Annotated in this window: 26 protein-coding genes and 1 pseudogene; 15 read left to right on the top strand and 12 right to left on the bottom strand. The window is 61.6% G+C overall.

Translation table 11 applies throughout. The features are described 5' to 3' along the window. Positions 1-79: 79 nt before the first annotated feature. From rpsI to NKI73_RS10685, 5 genes and pseudogenes are all read right to left on the bottom strand, one after another. The gene (rpsI, locus tag NKI73_RS10705) at positions 80-562 is read right to left on the bottom strand and encodes a 30S ribosomal protein S9 (protein ID WP_352629292.1); all 483 of its coding nucleotides are present in this window, start codon (positions 560-562) and stop codon (positions 80-82) included. A gap of 1 nt (position 563) precedes the next feature. Beyond that, complete coding sequence (gene rplM, locus NKI73_RS10700) at positions 564-1028, bottom strand: 50S ribosomal protein L13 (protein ID WP_023759853.1); 465 nt, start codon at positions 1026-1028, stop codon at positions 564-566. A 259-nt stretch (positions 1029-1287) separates the two neighbouring features. Further along, positions 1288-1686 (bottom strand): type II toxin-antitoxin system HicB family antitoxin, encoded by a 399-nt coding sequence (locus tag NKI73_RS10695; RefSeq protein WP_352629290.1) that lies wholly within the window; start codon positions 1684-1686, stop codon positions 1288-1290. A gap of 18 nt (positions 1687-1704) precedes the next feature. Then, on the bottom strand, positions 1705-1899 hold the full coding sequence (locus tag NKI73_RS10690) for a type II toxin-antitoxin system HicA family toxin (protein ID WP_352629288.1): 195 nt from the start codon (positions 1897-1899) through the stop codon (positions 1705-1707). A 47-nt stretch (positions 1900-1946) separates the two neighbouring features. Further along, positions 1947-2395, bottom strand: a pseudogene (locus NKI73_RS10685) (PaaI family thioesterase). Positions 2396-2546: 151 nt separating this feature from the next. On the opposite strand from NKI73_RS10685, the gene NKI73_RS10680 reads away from it, so the two are divergent. The 7 genes from NKI73_RS10680 (at position 2547) to NKI73_RS10650 (ending at position 8586) form a co-directional block, all read left to right on the top strand. Next, positions 2547-3368, top strand: coding sequence for an enoyl-CoA hydratase (locus tag NKI73_RS10680; protein ID WP_352629286.1), 822 nt, complete (start codon positions 2547-2549; stop codon positions 3366-3368). Positions 3369-3378: 10 nt separating this feature from the next. Further along, positions 3379-3801, top strand: a complete 423-nt coding sequence (locus tag NKI73_RS10675) for a VOC family protein (protein WP_352629284.1) — start codon at positions 3379-3381, stop codon at positions 3799-3801. After that, positions 3801-4586, top strand: coding sequence for an AAA family ATPase (locus tag NKI73_RS10670; RefSeq protein ID WP_352629282.1), 786 nt, complete (start codon positions 3801-3803; stop codon positions 4584-4586). The genes NKI73_RS10675 and NKI73_RS10670 overlap by 1 nt, the downstream gene beginning before the upstream one ends. Further along, positions 4573-5094, top strand: coding sequence for a CoA-binding protein (locus tag NKI73_RS10665; RefSeq protein ID WP_352629280.1), 522 nt, complete (start codon positions 4573-4575; stop codon positions 5092-5094). Before NKI73_RS10670 ends, NKI73_RS10665 begins: the two co-directional genes overlap by 14 nt. Positions 5095-5253: 159 nt before the next feature. Next, entirely contained in the window at positions 5254-6534 is a 1281-nt protein-coding gene (locus NKI73_RS10660; protein WP_352629278.1) for an O-acetylhomoserine aminocarboxypropyltransferase, read from the top strand. A 351-nt stretch (positions 6535-6885) separates the two neighbouring features. Next, complete coding sequence (locus NKI73_RS10655) at positions 6886-8091, top strand: NAD-dependent formate dehydrogenase (protein WP_352629276.1); 1206 nt, start codon at positions 6886-6888, stop codon at positions 8089-8091. A gap of 144 nt (positions 8092-8235) precedes the next feature. Continuing rightward, entirely contained in the window at positions 8236-8586 is a 351-nt protein-coding gene (locus NKI73_RS10650; protein ID WP_352629273.1) for a cupin domain-containing protein, read from the top strand. A 14-nt stretch (positions 8587-8600) separates the two neighbouring features. Here NKI73_RS10650 and NKI73_RS10645 read toward each other — a convergent pair whose 3' ends face one another. Both NKI73_RS10645 and NKI73_RS10640 read right to left on the bottom strand, forming a co-directional pair. After that, a complete protein-coding gene (locus tag NKI73_RS10645; protein ID WP_352629358.1) occupies positions 8601-9317 on the bottom strand; it encodes a transporter substrate-binding domain-containing protein in 717 nt (238 codons plus the stop codon). 66 nt (positions 9318-9383) lie between these two features. After that, positions 9384-10634: a cytochrome P450 gene (locus NKI73_RS10640; protein ID WP_352629271.1), complete on the bottom strand. Its 1251-nt coding sequence runs from the start codon at positions 10632-10634 to the stop codon at positions 9384-9386. Between the two features lie 104 nt (positions 10635-10738). On the opposite strand from NKI73_RS10640, the gene NKI73_RS10635 reads away from it, so the two are divergent. Beyond that, positions 10739-11842, top strand: a complete 1104-nt coding sequence (locus NKI73_RS10635) for an NAD(P)/FAD-dependent oxidoreductase (RefSeq protein WP_352629269.1) — start codon at positions 10739-10741, stop codon at positions 11840-11842. A 177-nt stretch (positions 11843-12019) separates the two neighbouring features. Here the strand turns inward: NKI73_RS10635 and NKI73_RS10630 are convergent, their stop codons facing one another. Next, positions 12020-12970: a LysR family transcriptional regulator gene (locus NKI73_RS10630; RefSeq protein WP_352629267.1), complete on the bottom strand. Its 951-nt coding sequence runs from the start codon at positions 12968-12970 to the stop codon at positions 12020-12022. Positions 12971-13113: 143 nt separating this feature from the next. On the opposite strand from NKI73_RS10630, the gene NKI73_RS10625 reads away from it, so the two are divergent. After that, positions 13114-13761, top strand: coding sequence for an FMN-dependent NADH-azoreductase (locus NKI73_RS10625; protein WP_352629266.1), 648 nt, complete (start codon positions 13114-13116; stop codon positions 13759-13761). Between the two features lie 86 nt (positions 13762-13847). Here NKI73_RS10625 and NKI73_RS10620 read toward each other — a convergent pair whose 3' ends face one another. Further along, positions 13848-14435, bottom strand: coding sequence for a hypothetical protein (locus NKI73_RS10620; protein WP_352629265.1), 588 nt, complete (start codon positions 14433-14435; stop codon positions 13848-13850). Positions 14436-14764: 329 nt separating this feature from the next. Between NKI73_RS10620 and NKI73_RS10615 the strand changes: the two genes are divergently transcribed. The 4 genes from NKI73_RS10615 to NKI73_RS10600 all read left to right on the top strand — a co-directional run bounded on the left by NKI73_RS10615 (position 14765) and on the right by NKI73_RS10600 (position 20256). Further along, on the top strand, positions 14765-15394 hold the full coding sequence (locus NKI73_RS10615; RefSeq protein ID WP_352629263.1) for an ATP-dependent Clp protease proteolytic subunit: 630 nt from the start codon (positions 14765-14767) through the stop codon (positions 15392-15394). Between the two features lie 297 nt (positions 15395-15691). Next, complete coding sequence (gene clpX, locus NKI73_RS10610) at positions 15692-16966, top strand: ATP-dependent Clp protease ATP-binding subunit ClpX (protein WP_013532190.1); 1275 nt, start codon at positions 15692-15694, stop codon at positions 16964-16966. 307 nt (positions 16967-17273) lie between these two features. Beyond that, complete coding sequence (lon, locus tag NKI73_RS10605) at positions 17274-19685, top strand: endopeptidase La (protein WP_352629261.1); 2412 nt, start codon at positions 17274-17276, stop codon at positions 19683-19685. 298 nt (positions 19686-19983) lie between these two features. Beyond that, positions 19984-20256 (top strand): HU family DNA-binding protein, encoded by a 273-nt coding sequence (locus NKI73_RS10600; RefSeq protein ID WP_027143628.1) that lies wholly within the window; start codon positions 19984-19986, stop codon positions 20254-20256. Positions 20257-20349: 93 nt separating this feature from the next. On the opposite strand, the gene NKI73_RS10595 is transcribed toward NKI73_RS10600, so the two are convergent. After that, positions 20350-21372: an aldo/keto reductase gene (locus NKI73_RS10595; protein WP_352629258.1), complete on the bottom strand. Its 1023-nt coding sequence runs from the start codon at positions 21370-21372 to the stop codon at positions 20350-20352. 176 nt (positions 21373-21548) lie between these two features. On the opposite strand from NKI73_RS10595, the gene NKI73_RS10590 reads away from it, so the two are divergent. Continuing rightward, the gene (locus NKI73_RS10590; RefSeq protein WP_352629256.1) at positions 21549-22115 is read left to right on the top strand and encodes an SIS domain-containing protein; all 567 of its coding nucleotides are present in this window, start codon (positions 21549-21551) and stop codon (positions 22113-22115) included. Positions 22116-22118: 3 nt separating this feature from the next. After that, positions 22119-22862, top strand: a complete 744-nt coding sequence (locus tag NKI73_RS10585) for a creatininase family protein (protein ID WP_352629255.1) — start codon at positions 22119-22121, stop codon at positions 22860-22862. 277 nt (positions 22863-23139) lie between these two features. Here NKI73_RS10585 and NKI73_RS10580 read toward each other — a convergent pair whose 3' ends face one another. Together NKI73_RS10580 and NKI73_RS10575 are read right to left on the bottom strand one after the other, a co-directional pair. Then, complete coding sequence (locus NKI73_RS10580; protein ID WP_023810291.1) at positions 23140-24057, bottom strand: carbohydrate ABC transporter permease; 918 nt, start codon at positions 24055-24057, stop codon at positions 23140-23142. A 6-nt stretch (positions 24058-24063) separates the two neighbouring features. Further along, a complete protein-coding gene (locus NKI73_RS10575; RefSeq protein WP_352629252.1) occupies positions 24064-25185 on the bottom strand; it encodes a carbohydrate ABC transporter permease in 1122 nt (373 codons plus the stop codon). Between the last annotated feature and the right edge of the window lie 31 nt (positions 25186-25216).

Genomic DNA, 25216 nt, shown 5'->3' with positions numbered 1-25216 from the left:
AGGCCGCCCGGAGGCGGCCTTTTCGATTGTCTGAAGATCCGGAACGCGTAGCGCTTCGAGAACTGGCCCCAAGCGCTTCTTAACGCTTGGAAAACTGGAAGCTACGACGGGCTTTCGCCTTGCCGTACTTCTTGCGCTCGACGACGCGGCTGTCGCGGGTCAGGAAGCCGCCCTTCTTGAGCACGGCGCGCAGCGTCGGCTCATAGTAGGTCAGCGCCTTGGAGATGCCGTGGCGCACGGCGCCGGCCTGGCCGGAAAGGCCGCCGCCGACGACAGTGGCGACGATGTCGTACTGGCCCGAACGGTTGGAGGCGATGATCGGCTGGTTGAGGATCATCTGCAGGACCGGGCGCGCGAAATAGGTCGCGAATTCCTTGTCGTTGACGATGATCTTGCCCGAGCCGGGCTTCACCCAGACACGCGCAATGGCGTTCTTGCGCTTGCCGGTGGCATAGGCGCGGCCCGACTTGTCGAGCTTCTGGACGTGGACGGGGGCTGCCGGCTGCGTGTTGGTGTTGCCGGTGGCGGCGCCCAGTTCTGCGAGCGAGGAAAGCTCAGCCATCTTATGCGACCTTCTTGTTCTTGGAATTCAGCTTGGCCACGTCGAGAACCTGGGGCTGCTGGGCGACATGCGGATGCTCGGCGCCTGCATAGACGCGCAGGTTCTTCATCTGGCGACGGCCGAGCGGGCCACGCGGCACCATGCGCTCAACGGCCTTCTCGACGACACGCTCGGGGAAACGGCCCTCGAGCAGCTGGCGCGCGGTGCGCTCCTTGATGCCGCCGGGGTGGCCGGTGTGCCAGTAATAGACCTTGTCGGTGAACTTCTTGCCGGTGAACACCACCTTGTCGGCATTGATGACGATGACATTGTCGCCGTCGTCGACATGCGGGGTGAAGGTCGGCTTGTGCTTGCCGCGGAGATGATTGGCGATGACAGTGGCCAGACGACCGACGACGAGACCTTCGGCGTCGATCAGGATCCACTTCTTCACCACATCCGCAGGCTTCTGCGAAAAGGTTGTCATGTTTTCTGCTTTCGGTTCGGACCTTCATAAGGGAAGGCGTTTCTTGTTGCTTGGATTGGCGAAAAGCGCTTGCCCGCCGCCAATAACAAAACGGCGGCCTTTGCGGGCCGCTGCTTCGTGAGGGGCTTATAGGCGAGGGTGGTTGTGGCGTCAAGGCGCACGAGAAGGCTGAATGGCAGGTAAAGCAAAGTAAAAACAACGCCTTAAGTAAAAGGTATTATTTTACCACATCGACCACAGGCGCTTGCCTGGGGCGGCCTCAGTGCTTTGCCTCGATTTCCCTGCGCGCGGCGGTGGAAAGGAACGCTGATCGCGTAATGCCGCGCTCGCGGGCGGCGGCGTCGATCGCCCGCAAAACACCGCGCTCGAAAGTGACGTTCGCCCTGACGACGGCGCTGTCATTGTCGATGAGCGGCACCGAGACCAGATAGCCGCCTTCGGCAAGCGCGTTGCGTATGTCGGGAAGGGCCACAATTGCTTCGTGGCTGGACGGTTCGGGAACAGGCATGTCCTCCGCCCACAATTGCAAGGCCTCAACGGCGTTAGGCACGATGTCTTCCGCTGCGTCCGCGGCCGAAAAGCAGCCGGGAATGTCCGGAAAGCGGATGCCGAACGCGCTGTCGAGATCTTTGTCGACCAAGGCGAAATAGTTCTTCATCACGGCCTCCAGGACGCGTCAACCTATCTTGATCCAACCAGCTTGCTTGGCGATCGCGCGAGCAGTGCCGGTCGGCAGATCCTTCTCGGGATGCGGAACAATCAACACGATCTCGCCCTTCCGGAATTTGTGGTGCGAGCCGCGCACGGAAATCAGCTCGAACCCGTCCTCCCTGAGGCGCTTTACGATCCTGCGGCTGTCACGTTCGAGCAAAAATCACCTATGCGCATATATATACACATCAAAGGAAAATTCAATCGTCAGTTACGTTTCGGCGGGATCGAATAGGTGCCGGTGGCGTGCGCGATTGTGTGTCCGTCCGGGCCGGCGACGATGTCGATGTCGAACACCATCAGGCTCTTTCCGAGTTTCAGGATGCGGCAGTGGCCATCGATCGGTCCGGTCTCGGCCTTGCGGACGAAATTGATGTTGAGATTGGTAGTGACCGAGAGCGCATCCGGGCCGGCATGCGAAAGCACGCAGACATAACCGCCGATGTCGGCCAGCGTGAACAGCGAGGGCCGGACACCGTGCCGCCGGGACGCAGATGCCGCTCGCCGGCATTGAGCCGCACAATACAGCCGCCTGGGAACACGTCGATCGCCTCGTAATATCTAAACTGCTCGTTGAGTTGCGGATAGACGGTCTCCATCAGCGCGTTGATTTGTTGTGCGGTCAGCACCGGCTTGAGATTGGAATGGGCGGGCATGTCGGCCTCTCGTTTTGTGCATGCCGGTATGAGCGCAGCGCGGCATTTCTGGCAACCTTCGTCGCTTGGCGCAAGCGATCGGTGGTGGACGAAACCCGATCCGGTATTAGATACTCTGACAGCCCCGAGCGGAATCGCGGAGACCCTATCCATGGCCGAAATCCTTGCCATCAAGCCTGCTCCCGTTGACGGTCCGGTTGCCGCAAGGCTGGACAAGGGCGTGCTGCGCCTGACGCTCGCCAATCCACCCGCCAACGCGCTGTCGCTGGCAGTGATGGCGGCGCTGACGGCGGAACTCGAGCGCGCCAGGGCCGACAAGGCCGTTCGCGTCATCATTTTGTCGGCGTCCGGCAAGGTGTTCTGCGCCGGCCATGATCTCAAGGAAATGACCGCGCGGCGCGCCGATGCCGATCATGGCAAGGCCTTCTTCGAAGAGACGTTTGCTGCTTGTGCCGCGCTGATGCAGGCGATTGTGCGTCATCCACTGCCCGTGATTGCCGAAGTTGAGGGCCTCGCCACCGCCGCCGGGCTGCAACTGGTCGCCAGTTGCGATCTGGCGATTGCCTCGCATGAGGCGACCTTCTGCACGCCAGGCGTCAACATCGGCTTGTTCTGCTCGACGCCGATGGTGGCGCTGTCGCGCAACGTCTCGCGCAAGCATGCGATGGAGATGCTGTTGACCGGCGAGACGATCGATGCGGCGACCGCCAAGGAATTCGGCCTGGTCAACCGCGTCGTGCCGCGCGAATATCTGAATCAGATTGTCACCAAATACGCGCAAACCATTGCTTCCAAATCATCTTTGGTGGTCAAGACCGGCAAGGAAGCTTTTTACGCGCAGGCCGAAATGGGACTGGCGGACGCCTATGCCTACGCCGGCCGCGTCATGGTCGAGAACATGCTTGCGCGCGACGCCGAGGAAGGCATCGGCGCCTTCATCGGCAAGCGCAAGCCGGAGTGGGCGGACGAATAGGAGCAGCACCATGGAACCCCGCATCTCCATCATCACGATCGCCACCGACGATCTCGACGGCGCCGTGCGCTTCTACGAAGCGATGGGGCTGACCCGTCACACCGGCATCACCGAGGGTGTCGCCTTCTTCCAGATGGGCGGCGTCATTCTCGGCCTGTTTCCGCGCGCCAGCGCCGAGGAGGATTCGGGTGTTGCCTTTTCCGGCGCACCGTCCGCTGTCTATCTCGCCTACAACACCCGTTCCGACACGGAGGTCGATGAAGTCCTCGCCAGGGCCGAGAAAGCCGGCGGCCGCATCGTCAAGCCGGCCGGGCGCGCCTTCTGGGGCGGCTGGTATGGCTATTTCGCCGACGCCGACGGGCATGTCTGGGAAGTGGCGCACAATCCGGCCTTTCCTATCGCGGAAGACGGCACGATCTCGCTGCCCGATTGATGGCCTACCGCAAGCAGCTGACGCGGCTCAAGGCACCCTATCTCAAGCGTATTCTGCTCGACCCCGCGCGGGTCGAGGATTGGGAAAAATACCCCTGGAACCTGCCGCTGTTTCGCGGCCACGACTTCGAACTCGAATTCACCACGCCGATCACCATTATCGTCGGCGAGAACGGCACCGGCAAATCGACGCTGCTCGAGGCGATCGGCGCGCTGGCCGGCTATGACGAAGCAGGCGGCGGCAAGGGCTACCGGCCGGTCGACCATTCCAGCGCCATCGACAAGAGCGGTGCTGCGCTAGCAGACACGTTCCGTGGCCACTGGCTGCCGAAAGTCACCGCCGGCTGGTTCTTTCGCGCCGAGTCCTTTTACTCCATCGCCCGCTACCTCGATCAGGCGGCGCTGGAATCTGGCGGGGCGCCTCCCGATTTCCTGTCCTGGTCGCATGGCGAGGGGTTCATCCGCTTTTTCGAGGAGCGCTGCCGCAGGCAAGGCATCTACATCCTCGACGAGCCCGAGAGCGCGCTGTCTCCCTCGCGCCAGATCGAGCTGCTCAAGATGCTGCGGCGCATGGACCGGTCGGGCACCGCGCAGGTGATCATGGCGACGCATTCGCCATTGCTGATGGCCTGTCCCGGCGCACAACTGTTCCGCATCAGCCGGTTTGGGCTGGAACCCGCCGACTTTCGTGATACCGACCACTTCCGCATGCTGCGCGATTTCAGCAATGACCCCGATGGTTTTCTCGACGAGGCGTTGTATGAGGACGACCATGAACCACGATAGCTACGACAACACCTACATCGCCGGCATCCTCAACTCGGTGAAGACCATCGCCATGGTCGGCGCATCCGCCAATGATGTGCGGCCAAGCTATTTCGTGCTGAAATATCTGCTCGCCAAGGGCTTTTCGGTATTCCCGATCAATCCTGGTCAGGCCGGCAAGGAAATCCTCGGCCGGATGACTTATGCCAGGCTGGCCGATATTCCGGAGCCGATCGACATGGTCGACATTTTTCGCGCGCCGACGGCAGTGCCCGGCATAGTCGATGAGGCGTTGCGGCTCGATCCCTTGCCGAAAGTGATCTGGATGCAGCTTGGCGTGCGCCATGACGAGGCAGCCGCCCGCGCCGAGGCCGCCGGCGTCAAGGTGGTGATGAACCGCTGCCCCAAGATCGAATACGGTAAACTATCCGGCGAGATCGGCTGGACCGGCGTCAACTCCGGCGTACTGTCGTCGAAGAAGCCGCTGATGCGCTCCGGATTCCAGAGTTTCGGCGTGCGCCAGAAGTAGGCGAGGGGCAACAGCGCAAAATTATTCCGGCAAACGCCGTATTTTCCTGCCGCTTGATAGAAGGTCCTGCACGGAAGGGTATTTTCTTCTTTGCATTCGAGGCCGGGGTTCGCCAAGAATGCCCGGCGAATTTCAGAAGGTTTTTCAGGGAGGTTTTCAGTGACCCGCACGCCAGGTTTCAATACGCTCGCCGTTCACGCCGGCGCCAAGCCCGACCCGGCGACCGGCGCTCGTGCCACGCCGATCTACCAGACGACCTCCTTCGTCTTCGACGATGCCGACCATGCCGCCTCGCTGTTCGGGCTAAAAGCCTTCGGCAACATCTACACCCGCATCATGAATCCGACGCAGGCAGTTCTGGAAGAGCGTATGGCGGCACTCGAAGGCGGCACGGCGGCTCTTGCGGTCGCCTCCGGCCACGCCGCGCAGGTGATCGTGTTCCACAATCTGATGCAGCCGGGCGACAATTTCGTTGCCGCCAACAAGCTTTATGGCGGTTCGATCAACCAGTTCGGCCATGCCTTCAAGAATTATGGCTGGGAGGTACGCTGGGCCGATACCAACGACATCTCGACCTTCGAAAGCCAGATCGATGACAGGACCAAGGCGATCTTCATCGAGAGCCTCGCCAATCCGGGCGGCACCTTCGTCGATATCGAGAAGATCGGCGACATTGCGCGCAAGCATGGCCTGCCGCTCATCGTCGATAACACGCTGGCCTCGCCCTACCTGATCCGGCCGATCGAGCATGGCGCCGACATCGTCGTCCATTCGCTGACCAAGTTCATCGGCGGCCACGGCAATTCGATCGGCGGCGCCATCGTCGATGGCGGCACCTTCGACTGGTCGAAGTCGGGCAAGTACCCGATGCTGTCGGAGCCGCGCCCCGAATATGGTGGCCTCATCCTGCATGAAACCTTCGGCAATTTCGCTTTCGCCATTGCCGCGCGTGTGCTCGGCCTGCGCGACCTCGGCCCGGCGATCTCGCCGTTCAATGCCTTCCTCATCCTGACCGGCCTGGAAACCTTGCCGCTGCGCATGCAGCGCCACTGCGACAACGCCGTGACGGTCGCTGCCTGGCTGTCCAATCACCCCAAGGTCGCTTCGGTGAACTACCCCGGCCTTCCCAGCGACAAGAACAACGCGCTGCAGAAGAAGTACTCCCCACTTGGCGCCGGCGCCGTGTTCACCTTCGCTCTGAAGGGCGGCTATGACGCCGGCGTCAAATTCGTCGAGGCGCTCGAACTGTTCTCGCACCTCGCCAATGTCGGCGACACCAAGTCGCTGGTCATCCACCCGGCCTCGACCACGCACCGCCAGCTTTCCGACGAGCAGAAGGTCAAGGCCGGCGCGGGACCGGACACGGTGCGGCTGTCGATCGGCATCGAGAACGTCAACGACATCGTCGCCGACCTCGAACAGGCGCTTGCCAAGGTCTGAGCGCATTACCCTCCCCTGCGCGGGGAGGGCATAGTGATATCGGAAAGAGGCCATTCTTGTCGCGGTCGACGCCGGCATAAAATCAAGCATTTGGTGTCAGCAGACCGTGCGCGCGGTCTGAAATAAAGGAAATTGAACGCTGCACCAGTGCCGCCCGCAGCACTTGAAACCATGCCCGGGTCTTCCATGTAATACGCAATAGCGCACAACTTTCCGAATGAGGAAGCGCCGGCAGATGAGTCTGCTCCACACCAGCAATTCAACAGAGCATCGCCGTGCCGGCCATCGTTGGCCGGCAGCGTTAACAACAGAGCGTTTTCCTCTTCGTTGTCAGACGAAGGGAGATACACAATGGCAAAGGTCGTTTGCGTCCTCTATGACGATCCGGTCGACGGTTATCCGACAAAATATGCGCGGGACGGCCTGCCAAAGCTCGACCGCTATCCCGGCGGCCAGACACTTCCCACGCCGAAGGCCATCGACTTTGAACCGGGGGTCTTGCTCGGTAGCGTGTCGGGCGAACTCGGCTTGAGGAAATTTCTCGAAAGCGCGGGCCATAGCCTGGTGGTGACCTCAGACAAAGACGGCCCCGCCAGCATTTTTGAACGCGAACTCGTTGACGCCGAAATCGTGATCTCGCAGCCGTTCTGGCCGGCATATCTGACCGAAGAACGAATAGCCAAGGCAAGCAGACTGAAGCTTGCGATCACCGCCGGCATCGGATCCGACCATGTCGATCTTCAGGCCGCCATGGACCGCGGCATCACGGTCGCCGAGGTGACTTACTGCAATTCGATCAGCGTGTCCGAGCATGTGGTCATGATGATCCTGGGGCTCGTGCGCAACTACATCCCGTCCTACCAGTGGGTCGTGAAAGGCGGCTGGAATATCGCCGACTGCGTCGCACGCTCCTACGATATCGAGGGAATGCAGATCGGAACCGTCGGTGCCGGCCGGATCGGGAGCGCGGTGCTGCGCCGGCTGAAGCCGTTCGACGTCAAGTTGCACTACACCGATCGCCACCGCCTGCCTGAGGCGGTCGAGAAAGAGCTTGGCGTCACCTTCCACAAGGACCCCGCATCCATGGTCGGCGTCTGCGACGTGGTGACGATCAATGCGCCTCTGCATCCGGAGACGGAAAACCTCTTTGACGAGACGATGATCGCCAGGATGAAACGCGGCGCCTATCTGGTGAACACGGCGCGCGGCAAGATCTGCAATCGTGACGCTATCGCCCGCGCGCTGGAGAGTGGCCAACTCGCCGGCTATGCCGGTGACGTCTGGTTCCCGCAGCCGGCTCCCAAGGACCATCCGTGGCGATCGATGCCGCATCACGGCATGACGCCGCACATCTCAGGATCGTCGCTCTCCGCCCAGGCGCGCTACGCCGCGGGCACCCGCGAAATTCTGGAATGCTGGTTCGAAGGCCGGCCGATCCGTGAGGAATATCTGATCGTCGATGGCGGCAAGCTCGCCGGCGCTGGCGCTCATTCCTACAGCGCCGGCGACGCCACCCGCGGTTCGGAAGAGGCGGCACGCTTCACGCGGCGAATATGATCTACATACGACACAGTGAGGTGCGTTCCCAACGCCACAGATTTCTAGCTGGAGCCTCCGGAAATCGATCCGATTTTCGGGGTTGTGCGCTTGACGACCTTCCTCACAAAGGGAGAGGGTAAGCCCGCTACAGCGGAGCCTTTCATGAGCGCAGCGACTTTCCTTTCCCTCGACGCCAACAGCGTCGAGGCCGAGCCTGGCTCGCCTGCGCCGGATCGCCTGATTTCAGGTGATCCGAAATTCCTCACCTGGAACGTCGAGGAGCGGGAAGGCGGCCTCTACGCCGGCATCTGGGAATCGACCCCCGGCAAGTGGCGCATCGTCTACGACGAGTGGGAGTTCTGCCACATCCTGTCCGGCGTTTCGGTGATCGCGGAGGATGGCGGGCAGGCGCGCACCGTCAAGACCGGCGACAGTTTTGTCCTGAGGCCCGGCTTCAAGGGTAGCTGGGAAGTGCTTGAAACGACTCGCAAGGAGTATGTGATCAAGCTGTAGGCATCGGGAACGGATCAGACGACGCGATCGATATCGCTGTCCGAAAATCCGTATCGCGCCATCATCTGCCGGTGCCAGTCGCTGCCCAGCAACTCATCGAGGCAGGAATCGATACGCCGGAGCAGGGCGCTGTTGCCCTTGGCGATCGCGAAGGCACCGGCCGACGGCTGCTTTTCAATCGGGGGAACCTCTACAAGCCCAAGCGGCATATCGGGCCGCCGGATCAGATAGCCTCGATGCGCCATCGCAACGCTGGCATAGGCGTGCACCGTCCCGATGGCCACTGCGTCCGCCGCATCCGCCTGCGTTGCGAACATCCTGACTTGCTCAGGCGCGATTCCGTTGTGTAACGCCGTAAGATGCTGAACCTGGTCGGTTATGACGCCAATCAACGCCGTCCGGTCACTGGCAATGGATTGGTAGCTGCGAAAGCCGCGCGGATTGTCTTTCACGACCAGCAGTCCGTCCTGCAATGCCCAGATCGGCCGGGTGAAGTCGACAAGCCGCCTGCGCTCTTCGGAGACGAACAGTCCGGTCGTCATGGTCCATCGGCCGTCAACCAACCCTGGCAGCAAGTCGGCGAATTCGGTCTCGATCGGCTTGAAGCTCGCCAATCCGAGCATCTCACCGAGCCTGCGTGCAAGCTCGACGTCACAGCCTGAGACCTCGCCCAATGCATCGGCAAAGCAGAATGGCGGCTCTTCCAGGAAGGCGAATTTCAACTCGGTCATGTCAGGCAAACCGGCGCCATCCTATTTCCCCGGAAACTGACCGAGGCAGCCCTAGGCCCGCGATCGTCAGAAGCCGACGGCGAGCGTTTCCAGCCCATGGAAATGGTAAGTGTCGCGGGAGCGCGCCTCTTCAGCAAGATGGAGCTTTGGGTGCCGCTCGAACAGGGTTTTCAGTGATACCTGCAATTCGAGCCGGGCCAGAGGCGCACCGATGCAGAAATGGATGCCGGCGCCGAAGGATACGTTCTTCTGGTCCGCGCGGCCGGGCCGGAAGGCTTGCGGTTCGACGAAGGCGCGCGGATCATGATTGGCCATGCCGAGCAGCAGCCCGATCGTCTGGCCCGGCTGCACGACGATGCCGGGCGAGACTTCGATCTCCTGATAGGCGTAGCGCGTGAACATGTGCAGAGGCGCGTCGATGCGCAGGCATTCCTCGACCGTGGCAGCGGTCGCTTCGGGTGAGGTGAAGAAGCGGCTGACATCGCCGCCTTGCACCAGGATTGAGCGGACGGCATTGCCGGTCTGATGCACAGTCGCTTCATGGCCGGCATTGAGCAGCAGGATCGCCGAGGACACCATCTCGTCCTCCGACAGTTTTTGGCCGTCCTCTTGCGCCGAGATCAGCAGCGACAGCAGGTCGTCGCCGGGGTTCTTGCGTCGCTCGGTGACGTAACCGCGCAGGAAATCGGCAAATTCGCCTGCGGCGCGGTTGGCCGTCTCCTCGGTTTCGCGCGTGCGGCCATGCATGTACATGGCAACCATCTGGTGCGACCAGCCGAGCAGTTGCGGCCCCATCTCGACCGGCACGCCGAGCATTTCGGCAATGATGGTGATCGGCAGCGGCGCCGCAAAGGCCGGCAACAGGTCGACGGTCTTGCCCGGATCGAAACGGTCGATCAGGTCGTTGGCGAGCGCTTCGACACGCGGCCGCAGCCGTTCGACCTGGCGCGAGACGAAGGCACGGTTGACCAGCGTTCGAAGCCGCGCGTGCACCGGCGGCTCCAGCTCCAGCATCGAATTGGCTTCTATGCCGTCGAAAGCGCTGAGATGGCTGCGGTCTTGACCAATGCCGCGACTGTCCGGAATGCCGGCCGGGTTCTGGCGGCCGAAGCGCCGGTCGCGCAGCAGCCGGTTGACGTCGTCAAAGCCGCCAAAGCACCAGAAGCCGAATTCTTCCCAGAAGAATGCATTCGATGCGTCGTGCAGAAAGGCATAGGCCTCGTATGGGTTTTGAAAAAAGGCCGGCTCGTGCGGGTCAAGCCGCAGGTGGTGAGTGGCTGGATCAAAGGCCAAGGCGGTTGGTGTCAATTTGCTCATGCCAGACCAATAGCGCGGCTTGCCAGCCGGGTTCCAGACCGTATGTTGGCGCCCGCAACCCAATGCGTTGAGCCAGCCGGACCGGCTGCGGAAAGACTGAACTGATGAATGTCATTGTTGTCGGCGCGGGTATTGCCGGTCTCTCCACCGCGTGGTCGCTGGTCAAGGCGGGTCACAGCGTTTCGATCGTCGAGCAGGGACCGATCCCCAATCCGCTGGCCGCGTCGGGTGACCACCATCGCATCATCCGCCGCGCCTACCGGGCGGGAACCGGCTATGGCCGGCTGATCACCGAAGCCTATCAGGCCTGGGACGCGATGTGGGCCGATCTCGGCGAAAGCCATCTCGATGCGCGCGGATTTGTCTGCGTTTCGCGCGAGCCCGGCGATGAGGCCGAGGAATATCGCGAGGGCCTGGAAGAAGGCAATTTTCCTTTCGAATTGCTGGAGCCGGACGCGGCCGTGAAACGTTGGCCGTTCCTCGAAGCCGGTTCGTTCCGCTATGCCTATTTTTCGACCGAAGGCGGCGCGCTGCATTGCCGCAAGATCGCCTCCGGCCTGGCAAAGTGGCTGCGCGCCAACGGCGCCAATGTCTACGAACACAGCAAAGTCACCGCGGTTGACTCCGAGGCCGGCCATATCGTGCTCGAGAGCGGCGAGACCATGCAGGCCGACCGCATCGTCGTCACGGCAGGGGCCTGGGTATTGAAACTGTTCCCGGAGTTGGACGGCGAGCTGAAGACCTATCGAACCGCACTCGCCTATGTCGAACCGCCGGCCGACCTCGAGGCCGCCTGGCAGGCTTCACCCGTTGTCCTCGATGTCGGCGGCGCGGTCGACGGCTATGTGATCCCGCCCTCGGGCGGCGCCGGCATGAAATTCGGTTCCGGGCTGCACAGGGTGCCGACCAGCGATGCCGACTGGAATCGTCAGCCGGTGCCGGGCGAGGGCGAGGCGATCCGCAACCTGTTCTCGCCGCCGATCGCCCGGATCGAGGAATACAGGGTGACCGAGGTCGTCACCTGCGCCTACACCTTCACCGACGACGAGAAGTTCTTCGCCCATGCGCAAGGAAAATGCCTGATCGTCTCGGCTTGCTCCGGCCATGGCTACAAGTTCGGCGCAGCGGTCGGCCGGCGCGTTGCGGCGGCCGTTGGCAATGGCGATATCGCCGGCTTGACGGCATGGCTGCGAGCGGAGGTGGCCTAGTTTAAAACTGAAACCTGGGTCATGGGACCAATCTCCATAACGGGCGCCGGAATGGCAGATTGCGGGTCAACGCTGATCGGCTCCTACGACCAATATTGGTCGGTTCTTGCCATTGTGCTGATGGGAACTAAGCGTGTCGTTTTAACCGCTAGGCAAGGTTAAACCCAATCGAGAATGTCAGCGATGGGTGGAAATTGCTCTGTCCGGTTCTGAGCCATGATGCACTGAAATCGGATTGAACCGAGCCTGAAGATTGTCGAGAAGCCATGCGCCTGCGCGGCCGAGGGGACGGTCTCGCATATGCGCGGCGTAGATTGTCAGAGGGCCGTGAGCGCCGGCGGGATCGTCCTTGATCGGCAACGGGACGAGGCGGCCTTCGGCCAGAAGCGGCGTCACCAGATATTCGGGCATTCGGCACCAGCCAAACCCCGCGAGGAGGAAATCAAGTCGGCGCCCAAGCTCAACGAACCGCCACACCTTGGTTCCAACCACGCCGTAGCTTGGACTGTCCGGTGTAGACGGGTCGGACAGCACGAGTTGTACATGCTCATCCAGGTCCGGGTGGGTGAGGGGCCGGCCGAGCCGGGCAAGCGGATGGGTTGGCGCCACGACCGGGAGCAGCCGCACGCCGAGCAGCGGCAAAGCCACAATATCTTCAGGCGCGCTCGGCAGAAGGACGCAGAAGGCGAGCGCGGCATCACCCCGGCGCAATCGCCGCTCGGCGCCGCCCAGCCCCTCGGTCGAGAAGCTCACCGGCAGGTGAGGAAAGACCTCGCGGAGCGCATGCAGGCTATCGATGAAGGGCGCAGTGGGCACCAATGGATCGATCGCGACCGCAAGCTCGGGCTCAAGTCCATCCCGCGTGCCGGCAGCCATCGCCTCGAAACGCGCCGTGCCTGAGAGGACGATACGAGCCTGAGCGACCAGCGCGCGGCCCACATCAGTCAGGAGCGGGCGATAATTGCTGCGGTCGAAGAGGGTGACCCCCTGTACGTCTTCCAGCGTTGCGATGGTCTGACTGATCGCGGATTGGGCACGGTGGAGCTTACGGCCAGCAGCCGAGAAGCTGCCCGTTTCAACAATCGCCACCAGCACGCGTAGCTGGTCCAAGGTCAAACTGCCGAGCATCCATCATCCAAACTGATAGAGATGATCGGATCATTATCTCTTTTTACGACGGTGTCTACGGCGCAAGCTGCACTCACAGTCGCGCTCTCGGCAAGCCGATTTCCGGCTTCCGCTTCGGCTGATTCAATCCAAGGAGACCATTCATGCCACGCATTCTCGTTGTCGAGTCCAGCCCGCGCGGTGATTATTCGATCTCGCGCAATCTCACCCGCCGTTTTGTCGCTGAATGGCAGGCAGCCCACCCTGATGGGCAGGTGGTTACCCGCGATCTGATGGAAACGGGCCTGTCGTTCGTGAACGCGCCGTGGCTCAAGGCTTATTTCACGCCGCCTGATCAGCATTCGGCCGAAATGAAGGAAGTGCTCCGGCTGTCGGACAGCCTCGTCGCGGAGCTGCTGGCGACCGACCATCTCGTCATTGCCACGCCCGTGTACAACTACAACGTCCCGGCGGCGCTCAAGGCTTGGGTTGATCACATCGTCCGTAAGGGGCTGACGCTCGGGATGGACGGCAAGGGCCTTGTTAGCGGCAAGAAGGCGACTGTGCTTATGGCTTCCGGCGGCGTTTACACCGAGGGTTCCCCAATCCGCGATCGAGACATTGCGACCCAGTATTTGCGGCTGATCCTGAACGTCATCGGCATCACCGACATATCCTTCATTGCGGCAGGTGGAGCGAAAGCTGTTGATATGGGCGAGATCGGGCGAGAGGACTTCTTGGATAAGTTCCAGGGCGAAATCGAGATGGCGGCCGCTGCCTCAGCTTTCAAGGCTGCCTCTGCGGCTGCCTGATGACTGACTTGAGGGTCGAAAGCGGGGGCTTCTGATTGAGTTGGGCCCGCAAACCATTCGGAGAAATGAATCCTGCCGGCCCAAACTTAATCCTGGCAGTGCCTCGGAATATGCACGCGCCGCCAGCCTGAAGACCCTTCACGGACCAGCACGCGGCGCGCCACGGTCCGGTAGGAGGCGGGGATATCGATGATGCGCCTTTGCTCCGGCTGCACCAGCACTTCCTCCGCGATGCTGTCGTACTGTGCCGGGATGACGACACGGCGCGTGCGTTCGGGCTGGATCACCACGGTTTCGGCGACGCGCTCATAGCGCGCCTTGTGCCAGATCTTGCACAGCACCTTGCGGCCATGGATGACGCGCCATTCCCAGGAATAGCCGCCATCGACCCGGACCGTATGGTAGACGGTGCGGGTGATCGCGGGCACGACCTCGTAGGTCACTTGTGCCGGAACCGTCATCACCACGCGTTCGCGCGTACCGTAGATGGGCGGAGTGTAGTCAACCTGCTGGCCGGGCGGACTGATCAGCACGTCTTCATAGACCGTGTCGTAGACGGCCGAGGTGCGGACAGGTTCATAGCATTCGACGGCCCGGCCGCCGGCCGCTGTCTGCGAAATCGTGCCGAGCACGGTCAGCCCGGCAATGGTGAAGCATGCGGTTTTCCCAGACATGACACTCCCCCTGTGAACGGCACAATGACGGTTCAACGTTGGATTGTAGGGGAAGGGACGTCGGGGGGAAGTGGATTTGCCGTATTTCGTTAAGCGATGCGGTTAAGAAATTGCTACGGTGGTGACGCCGCCCCTGAACGATCACGGCACAGGTCGATGAATCCCATGAAATGTAACCTTGATTCGACTTACCCAGATGGCTAGGACGGGTCGGCCTTGCACAAGGATGAGCCGGCATCCTATTTACGGAATAACGATCCAGAACCGATTCTGCCCGATCTGCCAGCATTCCCGGCGCCGGAATCCCACCGCGAGATAAGAGATAGCGAATGAAGAACCCCGTCGAAACCTACATGAACCTCGTTCCGATGGTGGTCGAACAGACCAATCGCGGCGAGCGGGCCTACGACATTTTCTCGCGCCTCCTCAAGGAGCGCATCATTTTCATCACCGGTCCGGTCGAGGACGGCATGGCGACGCTGGTCTGCGCGCAGCTTTTGTTCCTGGAAGCCGAGAATCCGAAGAAGGAAATCAACCTCTACATCAATTCGCCGGGCGGCGTCGTCACCTCGGGCATGGCGATCTACGACACCATGCAGTTCATCAAGCCGGCCGTGTCGACGCTCTGCATCGGCCAGGCGGCCTCGATGGGCTCGCTGCTTCTGACCGCCGGCCACAAGGACATGCGCTTTGCCACGCCGAACGCCCGCATCATGGTTCACCAGCCTTCCGGCGGCTTCCAGGGCCAGGCATCCGACATCGAGCGCCATGCCCTGGATATCATCAAGCTGAAGCGTCGCCTCAACGAGGTCTACGTCAAGCACACCGGCAAGAGCTACGACGAGATCGAGAAGACGCTCGACCGCGACCATTTCATGACGGCCGACGAAGCCAAGGATTTCGGCCTCATCGACAAGGTCATTTCGTCGCGCGAAGCGGCAGAAAGCGCTGTGGCATAAAGGCCAGTTGGCAGTTGGATGGCACCATCACGCGCTTTTGGCGCGTCTTGCGGCATTTCGGCCACAATTGGCTGTTCCCTCGGGGGACAGGATTGCCTACGTTAAGGCTATGTTGAGTTTCGGCGGCTTAGCTTTATGCGGGGTTGTCGCGAATCGTTGCCACGTTTTCTGATTTGTGTTTCGTACGGAATGCGTTGCAGGAGCCGGGACACACTGGCGGCGGCGGATTCCCGCGATAGATAGAGTATGCGCCCTTTCAGCCAGACCATCGGCGGGCGGCCATGAAAGGACATGAAAATGAGCAAGGTCGGCAACAACAGCGGCGATTCCAAGAACACGCTTTACTGCTCGTTTTGCGGCAAAAGCCAGCACGAAGTGCGCAAGCTGATCGCCGGTCCGACGGTCTTCATCTGCGACGAGTGCGTCGAACTCTGCATGGACATCATCCGCGAGGAGAACAAGACCTCGATGGTGAAGTCGCGCGAAGGCGTGCCGACACCGCAGGAGATCCTCAAGGTTCTCGACGACTATGTCATCGGCCAGCCCTACGCCAAGCGCGTGCTGTCGGTGGCGGTCCACAACCACTACAAGCGCCTCGCGCATGCCGGCAAGAACAACGATGTCGAGCTGGCGAAGTCCAACATCCTGCTGATCGGCCCGACCGGTTGCGGCAAGACCCTGCTTGCGCAGACGCTGGCCCGCATCATCGACGTGCCCTTCACCATGGCTGACGCGACGACGCTGACCGAAGCCGGTTATGTCGGCGAGGACGTCGAAAACATCATCCTGAAGCTGTTGCAATCGGCCGACTACAATGTCGAGCGTGCCCAGCGCGGCATCGTCTACATCGACGAAATCGACAAGATTTCGCGCAAGTCGGACAACCCCTCGATCACCCGCGACGTGTCGGGCGAGGGCGTGCAGCAGGCACTCTTGAAGATCATGGAAGGCACGGTTGCTTCCGTCCCGCCGCAGGGCGGCCGCAAGCATCCGCAGCAGGAGTTCCTGCAGGTCGACACCGCCAACATCCTGTTCATCTGCGGCGGCGCCTTTGCCGGGCTGGACAAGATCATTTCGGATCGCGGCCGCAAGACCTCGATCGGCTTCGGCGCGGTCGTCGCTTCGCCGGAGGATCGCCGCACCGGCGATGTCTTCCGCCTGGTCGAGCCCGAAGATCTGTTGAAGTTCGGCCTTATCCCCGAGTTTGTCGGCCGTCTGCCGGTTCTGGCGACGCTGGAAGATCTCGACGAGCCGGCGTTGATCCAGATCCTGACCGAACCGAAAAACGCGCTGGTCAAGCAGTATCAGCGGCTGTTCGAGATGGAGAATGTCGACCTGACCTTCCACGAGAACGCGCTGTCGGCGATCGCCAAGCGCGCCATCGAGCGCAAGACCGGCGCCCGCGGCCTGCGTTCGATCATGGAAGCGATCCTGCTCGACACGATGTTCGAGCTTCCCGCACTCGAAGGCGTGCGCGAAGTGGTGATTTCGGAAGAAGTGGTGACCGGCAGCGCCCGGCCGCTCTACATCTACTCCGAGCAGAAGGAAAAGAAGGGCAATGTCAGCGCCTGACATGAGCCCGCAGCGAAATTCTGAAACGGCGCCGCAAGGCGCCGTTTTGCTGTCGCACAGCGGTTTTGCGCGGCGTACGGGCTGGGCGTCGCAAATGTGTCACTCGCGGACGGGTTGAAAGTGTGGATTTGGACATGCCCCTTGATCTTTGGGGGTCGTGCATCCAACTAACTGGAGAAGGCCGAGGTGCCCGATTTCTGTGCTTGTAAAACTCCCGTCACAAACGGTGGTAGGCGGAACGATCCCCGGTCGTTAATATAAGATTCGCGGTTGGCTGATTGGCGGCCGCGACATGAAAGGTTGGACAATGGCCAAAATATCCAAGGCACCCAGCGACGGCGTCTTCGCAGTTCTCCCACTGCGCGACATCGTGGTGTTCCCGCATATGATCGTTCCGCTCTTCGTTGGGCGTGAGAAGTCGATCAAGGCGCTGGAAGAGGTGATGGGTCAGGAAAAGCAGATCCTGCTTGCCACCCAGATGAATGCCGCAGACGACGATCCCGAGCCCGATGCCATCTTCGACATCGGTACGCTCGCCAACGTGCTGCAATTGCTGAAGCTGCCCGACGGCACCGTCAAGGTTCTGGTCGAGGGCGCTTCGCGTGCAAAAATCGTCTCGTTCACCGACCGTCCCGACTTCCACGAGGCCCGTGCCGCGGCGCTGGTCGAGCCGGAGGAGGAAGAGGTCGAGGTCGAGGCGTTGGCGCGGTCGGTCGTCACTGACTTCGAGAACTACGTCAAGCTGAACAAGAAGATCTCGCCCGAAGTGGTGGGCGCTGCCAGCCAGATCGACGACTATTCCAAGCTCGCCGATACGGTCGCTTCGCATCTCGCCATCAAGATTCCTGAAAAGCAGGAAATGCTGGCCACGCTCTCGGTCAAGGAGCGGCTGGAAAAGGCGATGGGCTTCATGGAAGCCGAAATCTCCGTCCTGCAGGTGGAGAAGCGCATCCGCTCGCGCGTCAAGCGCCAGATGGAGAAGACGCAGCGCGAATACTACCTCAACGAGCAGATGAAGGCGATCCAGAAGGAGCTCGGCGAGGGCGAGGACGGCCGCGACGAAGCCGCCGAGATCGAGGCGCGCATCAAGAAGACCAAGCTCTCCAAGGAGGCCCGCGAAAAGGCGGAAGCCGAGTTGAAGAAGCTCAGGACGATGTCGCCGATGTCGGCTGAATCGACCGTCGTGCGCAACTATCTCGACTGGATACTGTCGATTCCGTGGGGCAAGAACTCCAAGGTCAAGCAGGACCTGGCCTTCGCGCAGAACGTGCTCGACACCGATCATTTCGGCCTCGACAAGGTCAAGGACCGCATCGTCGAGTACCTTGCCGTGCAAAGCCGCCAGAAGAAGCTGAAGGGGCCGATCCTGTGCCTCGTCGGCCCTCCCGGCGTCGGCAAGACCTCGCTCGGCAAGTCGATCGCCAAGGCGACCGGTCGCGAATTCATCCGCATGGCGCTGGGCGGCGTGCGTGACGAAGCCGAGATCCGTGGCCATCGCCGCACCTATATCGGCTCGATGCCCGGCAAGGTCATCCAGTCGATGAAGAAGGCGAAGAAGTCCAACCCGCTCTTCCTGCTCGACGAGATCGACAAGATGGGCCAGGACTTCCGTGGCGATCCGTCATCGGCGCTGCTCGAGGTGCTCGATCCCGAGCAGAACTCGACGTTCATGGACCATTACCTCGAGGTCGAATACGACCTGTCGAGCGTGATGTTCGTAACGACGGCGAACACGCTGAACATCCCTGCGCCCTTGATGGACCGCATGGAGATCATCCGTATCGCCGGCTACACCGAGGACGAGAAGATCGAAATCGCCAAGCGGCACCTGATGCCGAAGGTGATCCGCGATCACGCCCTGCAGCCGAAGGAGTTCTCCGTCGGCGAGGACGCGATCCGCGCCATCATCCAGACCTATACCCGTGAAGCGGGCGTCAGGAGCCTGGAGCGCGAGCTGATGAAGCTCGCTCGCAAGTCGGTGACCGAGATACTGAAGACGAAGAAGAAGACGGTAAACATCACGGCGGAGAATCTCGCCGACTACCTCGGTGTTCCGCGCTTCCGCTTCGGTCAGGTCGAGGCCGACGATCAGGTCGGCGTCGTTACCGGGCTCGCCTGGACGGAAGTCGGCGGCGAGCTGCTGACGGTCGAAGGCGTCATGATGCCCGGCAAGGGCCGCATGACGGTGACCGGCAATCTGCGCGACGTGATGAAGGAATCGATCTCGGCGGCGGCCTCCTATGTCCGCTCGCGCGCCGTCGATTTCGGCATCGAGCCGCCGCTGTTCGACAAGCGCGACATCCACGTGCACGTGCCGGAAGGTGCGACGCCCAAGGACGGACCGTCGGCTGGCGTGGCGATGGCCACCGCGATCATCTCCGTTCTGACCGGCATTCCGATCAAGGCGGATGTCGCGATGACCGGCGAGATCACGCTGCGCGGCAGGGTTCTGCCGATCGGCGGCCTGAAGGAGAAGCTGCTTGCCGCATTGCGCGGCGGCATCAAGAAGGTGCTGATCCCGGAAGACAACGCCAAGGACCTGGCGGAGATTCCGGACAATGTGAAGAACGGGATGGAGATCATTCCGGTCGCACGGGTCGGTGAGGTGTTGCGCCACGCGCTGGTGCGTATGCCGGAGCCGATCGAATGGGTCGAACCGGTCAATCCTCCGGCCACGACCGACACCACGGACGATGCCGGAAAGACGCTTGCGCATTAGAGCTTCACGCGTCCACCTGGACGCGCAAACGGGGCTTTAACACCTGGACTTGCGCATGGTTCCTTCCGGAAACCGACTGCGGTTTTCGGGGCCATGCGTTGGTTTTCGCCAAGGTTGCAGTGCACAAACGGAGAGCCGGGCCTAGCGCCCGGCTTTTTCATGTGAAAAACCCAGCATTTCCGGGCTTTTTCCGCTTTTTTCCTGCCTTTTCGACTTGGTTGCGGCAACGCTTCTTTCTAAAGTCCGTTTCCTGCCGGATGAGTCGATAGTTCCGGTGTTCTCATGGAAGGGAATTTTAATGAACAAGAACGAACTGGTGTCCGCTGTCGCCGACGCCGCGAGCATTTCGAAGGGTGACGCGCAGTCGGCGGTCGATGCGGTATTTTCCGTGATCAGCGGCGAACTGAAGAAGGGCGGCGATGTCCGGCTTGTCGGCTTTGGCAATTTCACCGTGTCAAAGCGTGCGGCTTCGACCGGCCGCAACCCGCAGACCGGCGCCGAAGTCCAGATCCCGGCGCGCACCGTGCCGAAGTTCTCGGCCGGCAAGGGCCTCAAGGACGCAGTCAACTAGGCGCCTTTTTTCTTTTCAGAGACCAGAAAAGCCGGGCTTGCCCGGCTTTTCATTTTTGTGCCCCGTTGGGGACGTGCGGTCGCGCGAAGCAAACTATGCGGTCGGTGCCTCGGGGCGCATGAGGCCTTCCTTCTTGAGATCGGCCCAAAGCGCTGTGGGCAGTTTCGCATCGAGCAGCGAGCGGTTGCTCTCGACTTCGCTCGGCCGCTGGCCACCGGGGATCACCGAGACGACCGACGGGTGCAGCAGCGGGAATTGCAGGGCGGCCTCGATCAGCCGCACGCCATGGCGCTTGCAGACGCTCTCGATACCGGCGACCCGGTCAAGGATGTCCTTCGGCGCTTCGGAATAATTGTAATACGCGCCCGGCTTCGGCCCCGTTGCGAGGATGCCGGAGTTGTAGGGCCCGCCGAGAACGATGCCGATGCCGCGTGCCTGGCAGAGAGGCAGGAAGGATGTCAGCGCGTCCTGTTCTAGCAGCGTATAGCGCCCGGCAAGCAGGAACAGGTCGAAATCGCCGCGCTCGGCCAGCGTCTGCGCAACCTGCCACTCATTGATGCCGCCGCCGAACGCCTTGATCACGCCCTGGTCGCGGAGCGAGAGCAAGCCGTAATAGCCCGAGCGCATGAACTCCTCGATGCGCCGGTCGGACGCTTCCTTGCTGCCATGGGTGAAGATGTCGACATCGTGCACGAACAGGATGTCGATGCGGTCGACGCCGAGGCGCTCCAGCGAGGCTTCAAACGAGCGCATGACGCCGTCATAGCTGTAGTCGTACACCTCGCGGCGCGATGGGGTGTCGAAGAACTTGCCGATGCCGGTGCGCTCTTCCGGTGGGCAGGCGCGCATGATGCGGCCGACCTTGCTCGACAGCACATAGTCGTCGCGCTTCTTGCCGCGCAGGAACGGGTTGAGCCGCGTTTCAGACAGGCCAAGCCCGTAGAGCGGCGCGGTGTCGTAGTAGCGGCAGCCGGTCGCCCAGGCGGCCTCCAGCGTGGCATTGGCATCCTCGTCCGAGACGGCACGATAAAGATTGCCGAGCGGCGCCGTGCCGAAGCCGAGTTCGGTGAAACCGATGCCGCCATTGCCGATGCGGTCGAAATGCCGTGTCTTCATGTCCTGCCGTTTGCCTCGCTTGATTTGTCTGACATGACACTATCATGCCTGCGGCGTGGCAAAAGCATAGCTGCGCATTGGACACGCATTTTCGCGGTTGCTAGCATGAACGAAATCAAGCTGTTCATGGCAGCAAGAGCGGCAAATCCCAGGGTGTTTTCGATGGCAGGTCTGCGGTGAGCGACAAGAGCAAAGGCCTGTTCGAGACCGCCCTTGACGAACTCGGCGGCGTGCTGGCGCGCGTCGACGAGCACCGGATCGATGCTGCCTGCAAGATGCTTGCCGGCGCCCGACAGATCGTCGTCTATGGCTGTGGCCGCGAGGCCTTGCAGGTCAAGGGCTTTGCCATGCGGCTCTACCATCTTGGCCTGCCGGTCGCCGTGGTAGGCGACATGACCACGCCGCCTCTGGGGTCGGGCGATGTCTTCCTGGTCAGTTCCGGGCCGGGAGAAACCTCGACCGTGCTGACCTTGATGCAGGTCGCGCAGGGTGCCGGCGCGACCAATCTGCTGCTGACCGCTCAGGCTGAAAGCGGTGCTGCAAAGCGCGCCGATTTCACGCTGCTCATTCCCGCGCAGACCATGGCCAACGATCAGGGGACGCAGAAGACATCGGTCCTGCCGATGGGCTCGGTCTTCGAAGGCGCATTGTTTCTGCTGTTCGAGGTGATGGTGCTGAAGCTCAAGGTCCTGACCGGCCAGTCGCCGGACGCGATGCGTGCCCGCCACACCAACATGGAATAGATCATGCGTTACGAACTGATGCTGCCACACCAGATCCGCAGGGCGATCGCCGAGAACTGGCCGGTCGCCTTGCCGCTCGGCGTGCTCGAATACCATGGCGAGCACATGGCCGTCGGCATGGACACTCTGGCCGTCATCAAGACCCTGGAGCTGTTCGAAAAGGAGAAGGATGTCGTTGTCCTGCCGCCCTTCTACTACGGTGCTGCGAGCTACGCTGTGGCGCCGCCGGAAGGCAGCGGCTCGGTGCAGGTCGGCGGCAACGCGCTGGCGCCGTTCGGGGAGGAGCTGTTCTACAGCCTGCTGCGCATCGGCTTTCGCAACATCCACGCCATCATCCATCACCAGACCGAGAACTTTGCTGCCGGCATGCCAACCGATCTGGCGTTCAAGACCGCCGGCCGCCAGGCGATCTTCCGCTTCCTCGAGAAGGAACGTGGCGAGGGTTGGTGGGGCTCCGAGGCGATGGCGGACTATTACTCCGGGCATGCCGCGGGTGAAAACTTCTTCAACTGGGTTCAGGTGCATCCGCTGATGTCGGCTGACATGAGCGGCAAGTACCCGTTCGATCATGCCGGCATTGGCGAGACGTCGCTGATGCTGGCGCTATGCCCGGAGGCCGTCGATGCCGCTCACTTCGAAGACAACAAGAGCTGGTACACGGCGACCGCCAAGGACGCTTCGGTTAAGCTTGGAGAAAAGGGAGTCGCCATGATCCTCGATCATCTGCGCACGATCCTGAAACGCTAGCTACGAGATTGTCGGGCGGCTTTGGTATTTCGTCATCCTAGGGCGAAGCAGGAGCGAAGCGACGTCGCGGAGACCCTAGGATCCATGCCGTGACCGCAGCCAACGAGCGCTGCGGCGCAGGATAGAAGCGGTTCGCAGCGGCCTTTCCTGGCGTCAAAAGTTTCTTCACCGTGGCGGAGCGTCGATGCCACGGCATGGATCCTAGGGTCTGCGCTGCGTCGCTACGCTCCTTGCTCCGCCCTAGGATGACGAAGTGATGGAGCCTGGCGCTGCCCTGCTACTTCACCGCTCCCGCGGTCATGCCCATGATCAGATAGCGCTCGAGGGCTATGCCGATGACGGCGAGTGGCGCGATGGCCGCCGTCGCAAGGGCTGCCATGGACCACCAGTTGATGCCTTGCGAGCCGGTCTGGCTCGCCACCATGACGGGAATGGTCTTGGCGTCGGTCGAGGTCAAAAGGGCGGCGAAGAAATACTCGTTCCAGCACAGCACCATCGCCAGGATGAAGGCGGCCACCATGCCGGGCAGCGCGATCGGCATGACGATGCGGAAGAAGGCGCCCCAGATCGACAGCCCGTCGACAAGCGCTGCTTCCTCGAGTTCGACCGGGATCGAATTGAACTGGTCGCGCATGATCCAGATGACGATCGGCAGCACCATCAACGTGTAGAGCAGGATCAGCCCGACGCGCGTGTCGAGCAGGCCGACCTCCCGGTAGAGCACCAGGAAGGGCAGCGCCAGCACCACCGGCGGCAGGATCAGCTGCGACAGGAAGAAGAACGAAATATCCTCGTTCCTGAACCAGGCGAAATGATAGCGATAGCGGGTAAGCCCGTAGGCGGCGAGGCTGCCGATGACGATGGCGAGGCTCGATGCGCCGACCGAGGTGATCACCGAATTCATGAAGCGCTTGAGGAACTCCTCGCGCACCGTCGAGGTCTGGAAGATCGAGTCCGGCGACAAGCCGAGCGAACGCCAGCCTTTCCAGTCCGGCTGGAAGTCGACGAAGGGGATGAGATGGCCTTGGGTGACGTCCACCGCGGTTTTGAACGAGGTCGTAATCGTCCAGTAGATCGGGAACAGGCAGATGAACGCCCAGAAGGCCAGCGCCCCATAGATGAAAACGCGGCTGGCGAGGAAGCTCGCCGGCGAGCGGATCTCCGAGGCGACATATTCGGTGGTCTGAACGCTCATCTTGGCTCAATTCACATTGCGGACAAAGCGGTTGGCAAATTTCAACAGCCACGTGACGAACACGACGATGATCACCAGATAGGCCATCGCCAGCATGGTTCCGTAGCCGACATTCGAGCGGTCGCGGTATTCGCGATAGATGAAGCTCGAGACGGAATCGGTGGCACCGCCCGGGCCCCCTGACGTCACGGTGATGATGATGTCGGCGAGCTTCAGCTTGAAGATGATGCGCAGGACCACCGCCGTCACCGACACCGGCAGCATCAGCGGAAAGGTGACCTGCCAGAAGGTTTGCCACACGTTGGCGCCGTCGACGCGTGCGGCTTCGAGCACCTCGCGCGACATCGCCTGCAGCCCGGCCAGCAGCATGATCATCATGAACGGAATGAAGGTCCAGGCATCCAGCACCATGATCGCGATGCGCGCGATGATCGGGTCGGAGAAGAAGGCCGGATTTTCCCAGCCGAGATGGCGAGCCAGCGTCGCTGCCGGTCCGAACCGGTATTCCATCAGCGACTTGCCGATCATCCACGACACCGCGACAGGCGACAGCATCAGCGGCATCAGGAAGACGACGCGGAAGAATTTTCGTGCCCGGATCTGCGCGTTGAGCAGCAGCGCCAGGCCGAAGGCAATGACATACTCGACCGCTACCGCCAGCACATAGAGCGCCATGTTGAACAGCGCGTTTCGGTAGTAGGGATCGCTCAGCATCTGCCAGAAATTGTCGAGCCCGTTGAACCTGCGGCCGCTGAAGGAACTGAGGTTCCAGTCGGTGAGCGCGATGTAGAAACCGAATAGCGTCGGGAAGATCACCATGGCGATGGTGAACAAGAGCGCCGGCAGCAGGAACAGCGCACGCTGGCCATCCTCGCCACGCGTCAGCACCTGGCCGATGCCGATCGCTACGCCCCACAGCACATAGGCATAGACGACGGGGCGCCATGTCTCGAAGCCGATCGTATCGGCGCTGCCCTTGTAGAGGATTTCCAGCACGATCGTCGCCAGCAGGCCGAGCGTCGCAACGGCCATCACCGCCCAGCCGAGCCGTTTGCGGCCTGGAGAAATCAGATCGGAAGGGCCGGCATCTGCCGGCCACTGGTTTGCGGTCGAAGTCTGGTCAGCCACAAATCTCGCCCGTTTGAAGGTTCTGAAGGAG

Source organism: Mesorhizobium sp. M0496 (assembly GCF_040321205.1).
Lineage (GTDB): Bacteria > Pseudomonadota > Alphaproteobacteria > Rhizobiales > Rhizobiaceae > Mesorhizobium.
The sequence above is the reverse complement of the archived record's forward strand: the minus strand, read 5'-3'. Positions and strand labels throughout refer to the sequence as shown.

Excerpts from the sequence above, each read along its gene's own strand:
- rpsI (WP_352629292.1), bottom strand. The coding sequence starts at position 562 with ATGGCTGAGCTTTCCTCGCTCGCAGAACTGGGCGCCGCCACCGGCAAC.
- rplM (WP_023759853.1), bottom strand. The coding sequence starts at position 1,028 with ATGACAACCTTTTCGCAGAAGCCTGCGGATGTGGTGAAGAAGTGGATC.
- NKI73_RS10695 (WP_352629290.1), bottom strand. The coding sequence starts at position 1,686 with ATGAAGAACTATTTCGCCTTGGTCGACAAAGATCTCGACAGCGCGTTC.
- NKI73_RS10680 (WP_352629286.1), top strand. The coding sequence starts at position 2,547 with ATGGCCGAAATCCTTGCCATCAAGCCTGCTCCCGTTGACGGTCCGGTT.
- NKI73_RS10675 (WP_352629284.1), top strand. The coding sequence starts at position 3,379 with ATGGAACCCCGCATCTCCATCATCACGATCGCCACCGACGATCTCGAC.
- NKI73_RS10670 (WP_352629282.1), top strand. The coding sequence starts at position 3,801 with ATGGCCTACCGCAAGCAGCTGACGCGGCTCAAGGCACCCTATCTCAAG.
- NKI73_RS10665 (WP_352629280.1), top strand. The coding sequence starts at position 4,573 with ATGAACCACGATAGCTACGACAACACCTACATCGCCGGCATCCTCAAC.
- NKI73_RS10655 (WP_352629276.1), top strand. The coding sequence starts at position 6,886 with ATGGCAAAGGTCGTTTGCGTCCTCTATGACGATCCGGTCGACGGTTAT.
- NKI73_RS10650 (WP_352629273.1), top strand. The coding sequence starts at position 8,236 with ATGAGCGCAGCGACTTTCCTTTCCCTCGACGCCAACAGCGTCGAGGCC.
- NKI73_RS10645 (WP_352629358.1), bottom strand. The coding sequence starts at position 9,317 with ATGACCGAGTTGAAATTCGCCTTCCTGGAAGAGCCGCCATTCTGCTTT.
- NKI73_RS10640 (WP_352629271.1), bottom strand. The coding sequence starts at position 10,634 with ATGAGCAAATTGACACCAACCGCCTTGGCCTTTGATCCAGCCACTCAC.
- NKI73_RS10635 (WP_352629269.1), top strand. The coding sequence starts at position 10,739 with ATGAATGTCATTGTTGTCGGCGCGGGTATTGCCGGTCTCTCCACCGCG.
- NKI73_RS10630 (WP_352629267.1), bottom strand. The coding sequence starts at position 12,970 with ATGCTCGGCAGTTTGACCTTGGACCAGCTACGCGTGCTGGTGGCGATT.
- NKI73_RS10625 (WP_352629266.1), top strand. The coding sequence starts at position 13,114 with ATGCCACGCATTCTCGTTGTCGAGTCCAGCCCGCGCGGTGATTATTCG.
- NKI73_RS10620 (WP_352629265.1), bottom strand. The coding sequence starts at position 14,435 with ATGTCTGGGAAAACCGCATGCTTCACCATTGCCGGGCTGACCGTGCTC.
- NKI73_RS10615 (WP_352629263.1), top strand. The coding sequence starts at position 14,765 with ATGAAGAACCCCGTCGAAACCTACATGAACCTCGTTCCGATGGTGGTC.
- clpX (WP_013532190.1), top strand. The coding sequence starts at position 15,692 with ATGAGCAAGGTCGGCAACAACAGCGGCGATTCCAAGAACACGCTTTAC.
- lon (WP_352629261.1), top strand. The coding sequence starts at position 17,274 with ATGGCCAAAATATCCAAGGCACCCAGCGACGGCGTCTTCGCAGTTCTC.
- NKI73_RS10600 (WP_027143628.1), top strand. The coding sequence starts at position 19,984 with ATGAACAAGAACGAACTGGTGTCCGCTGTCGCCGACGCCGCGAGCATT.
- NKI73_RS10595 (WP_352629258.1), bottom strand. The coding sequence starts at position 21,372 with ATGAAGACACGGCATTTCGACCGCATCGGCAATGGCGGCATCGGTTTC.
- NKI73_RS10585 (WP_352629255.1), top strand. The coding sequence starts at position 22,119 with ATGCGTTACGAACTGATGCTGCCACACCAGATCCGCAGGGCGATCGCC.
- NKI73_RS10580 (WP_023810291.1), bottom strand. The coding sequence starts at position 24,057 with ATGAGCGTTCAGACCACCGAATATGTCGCCTCGGAGATCCGCTCGCCG.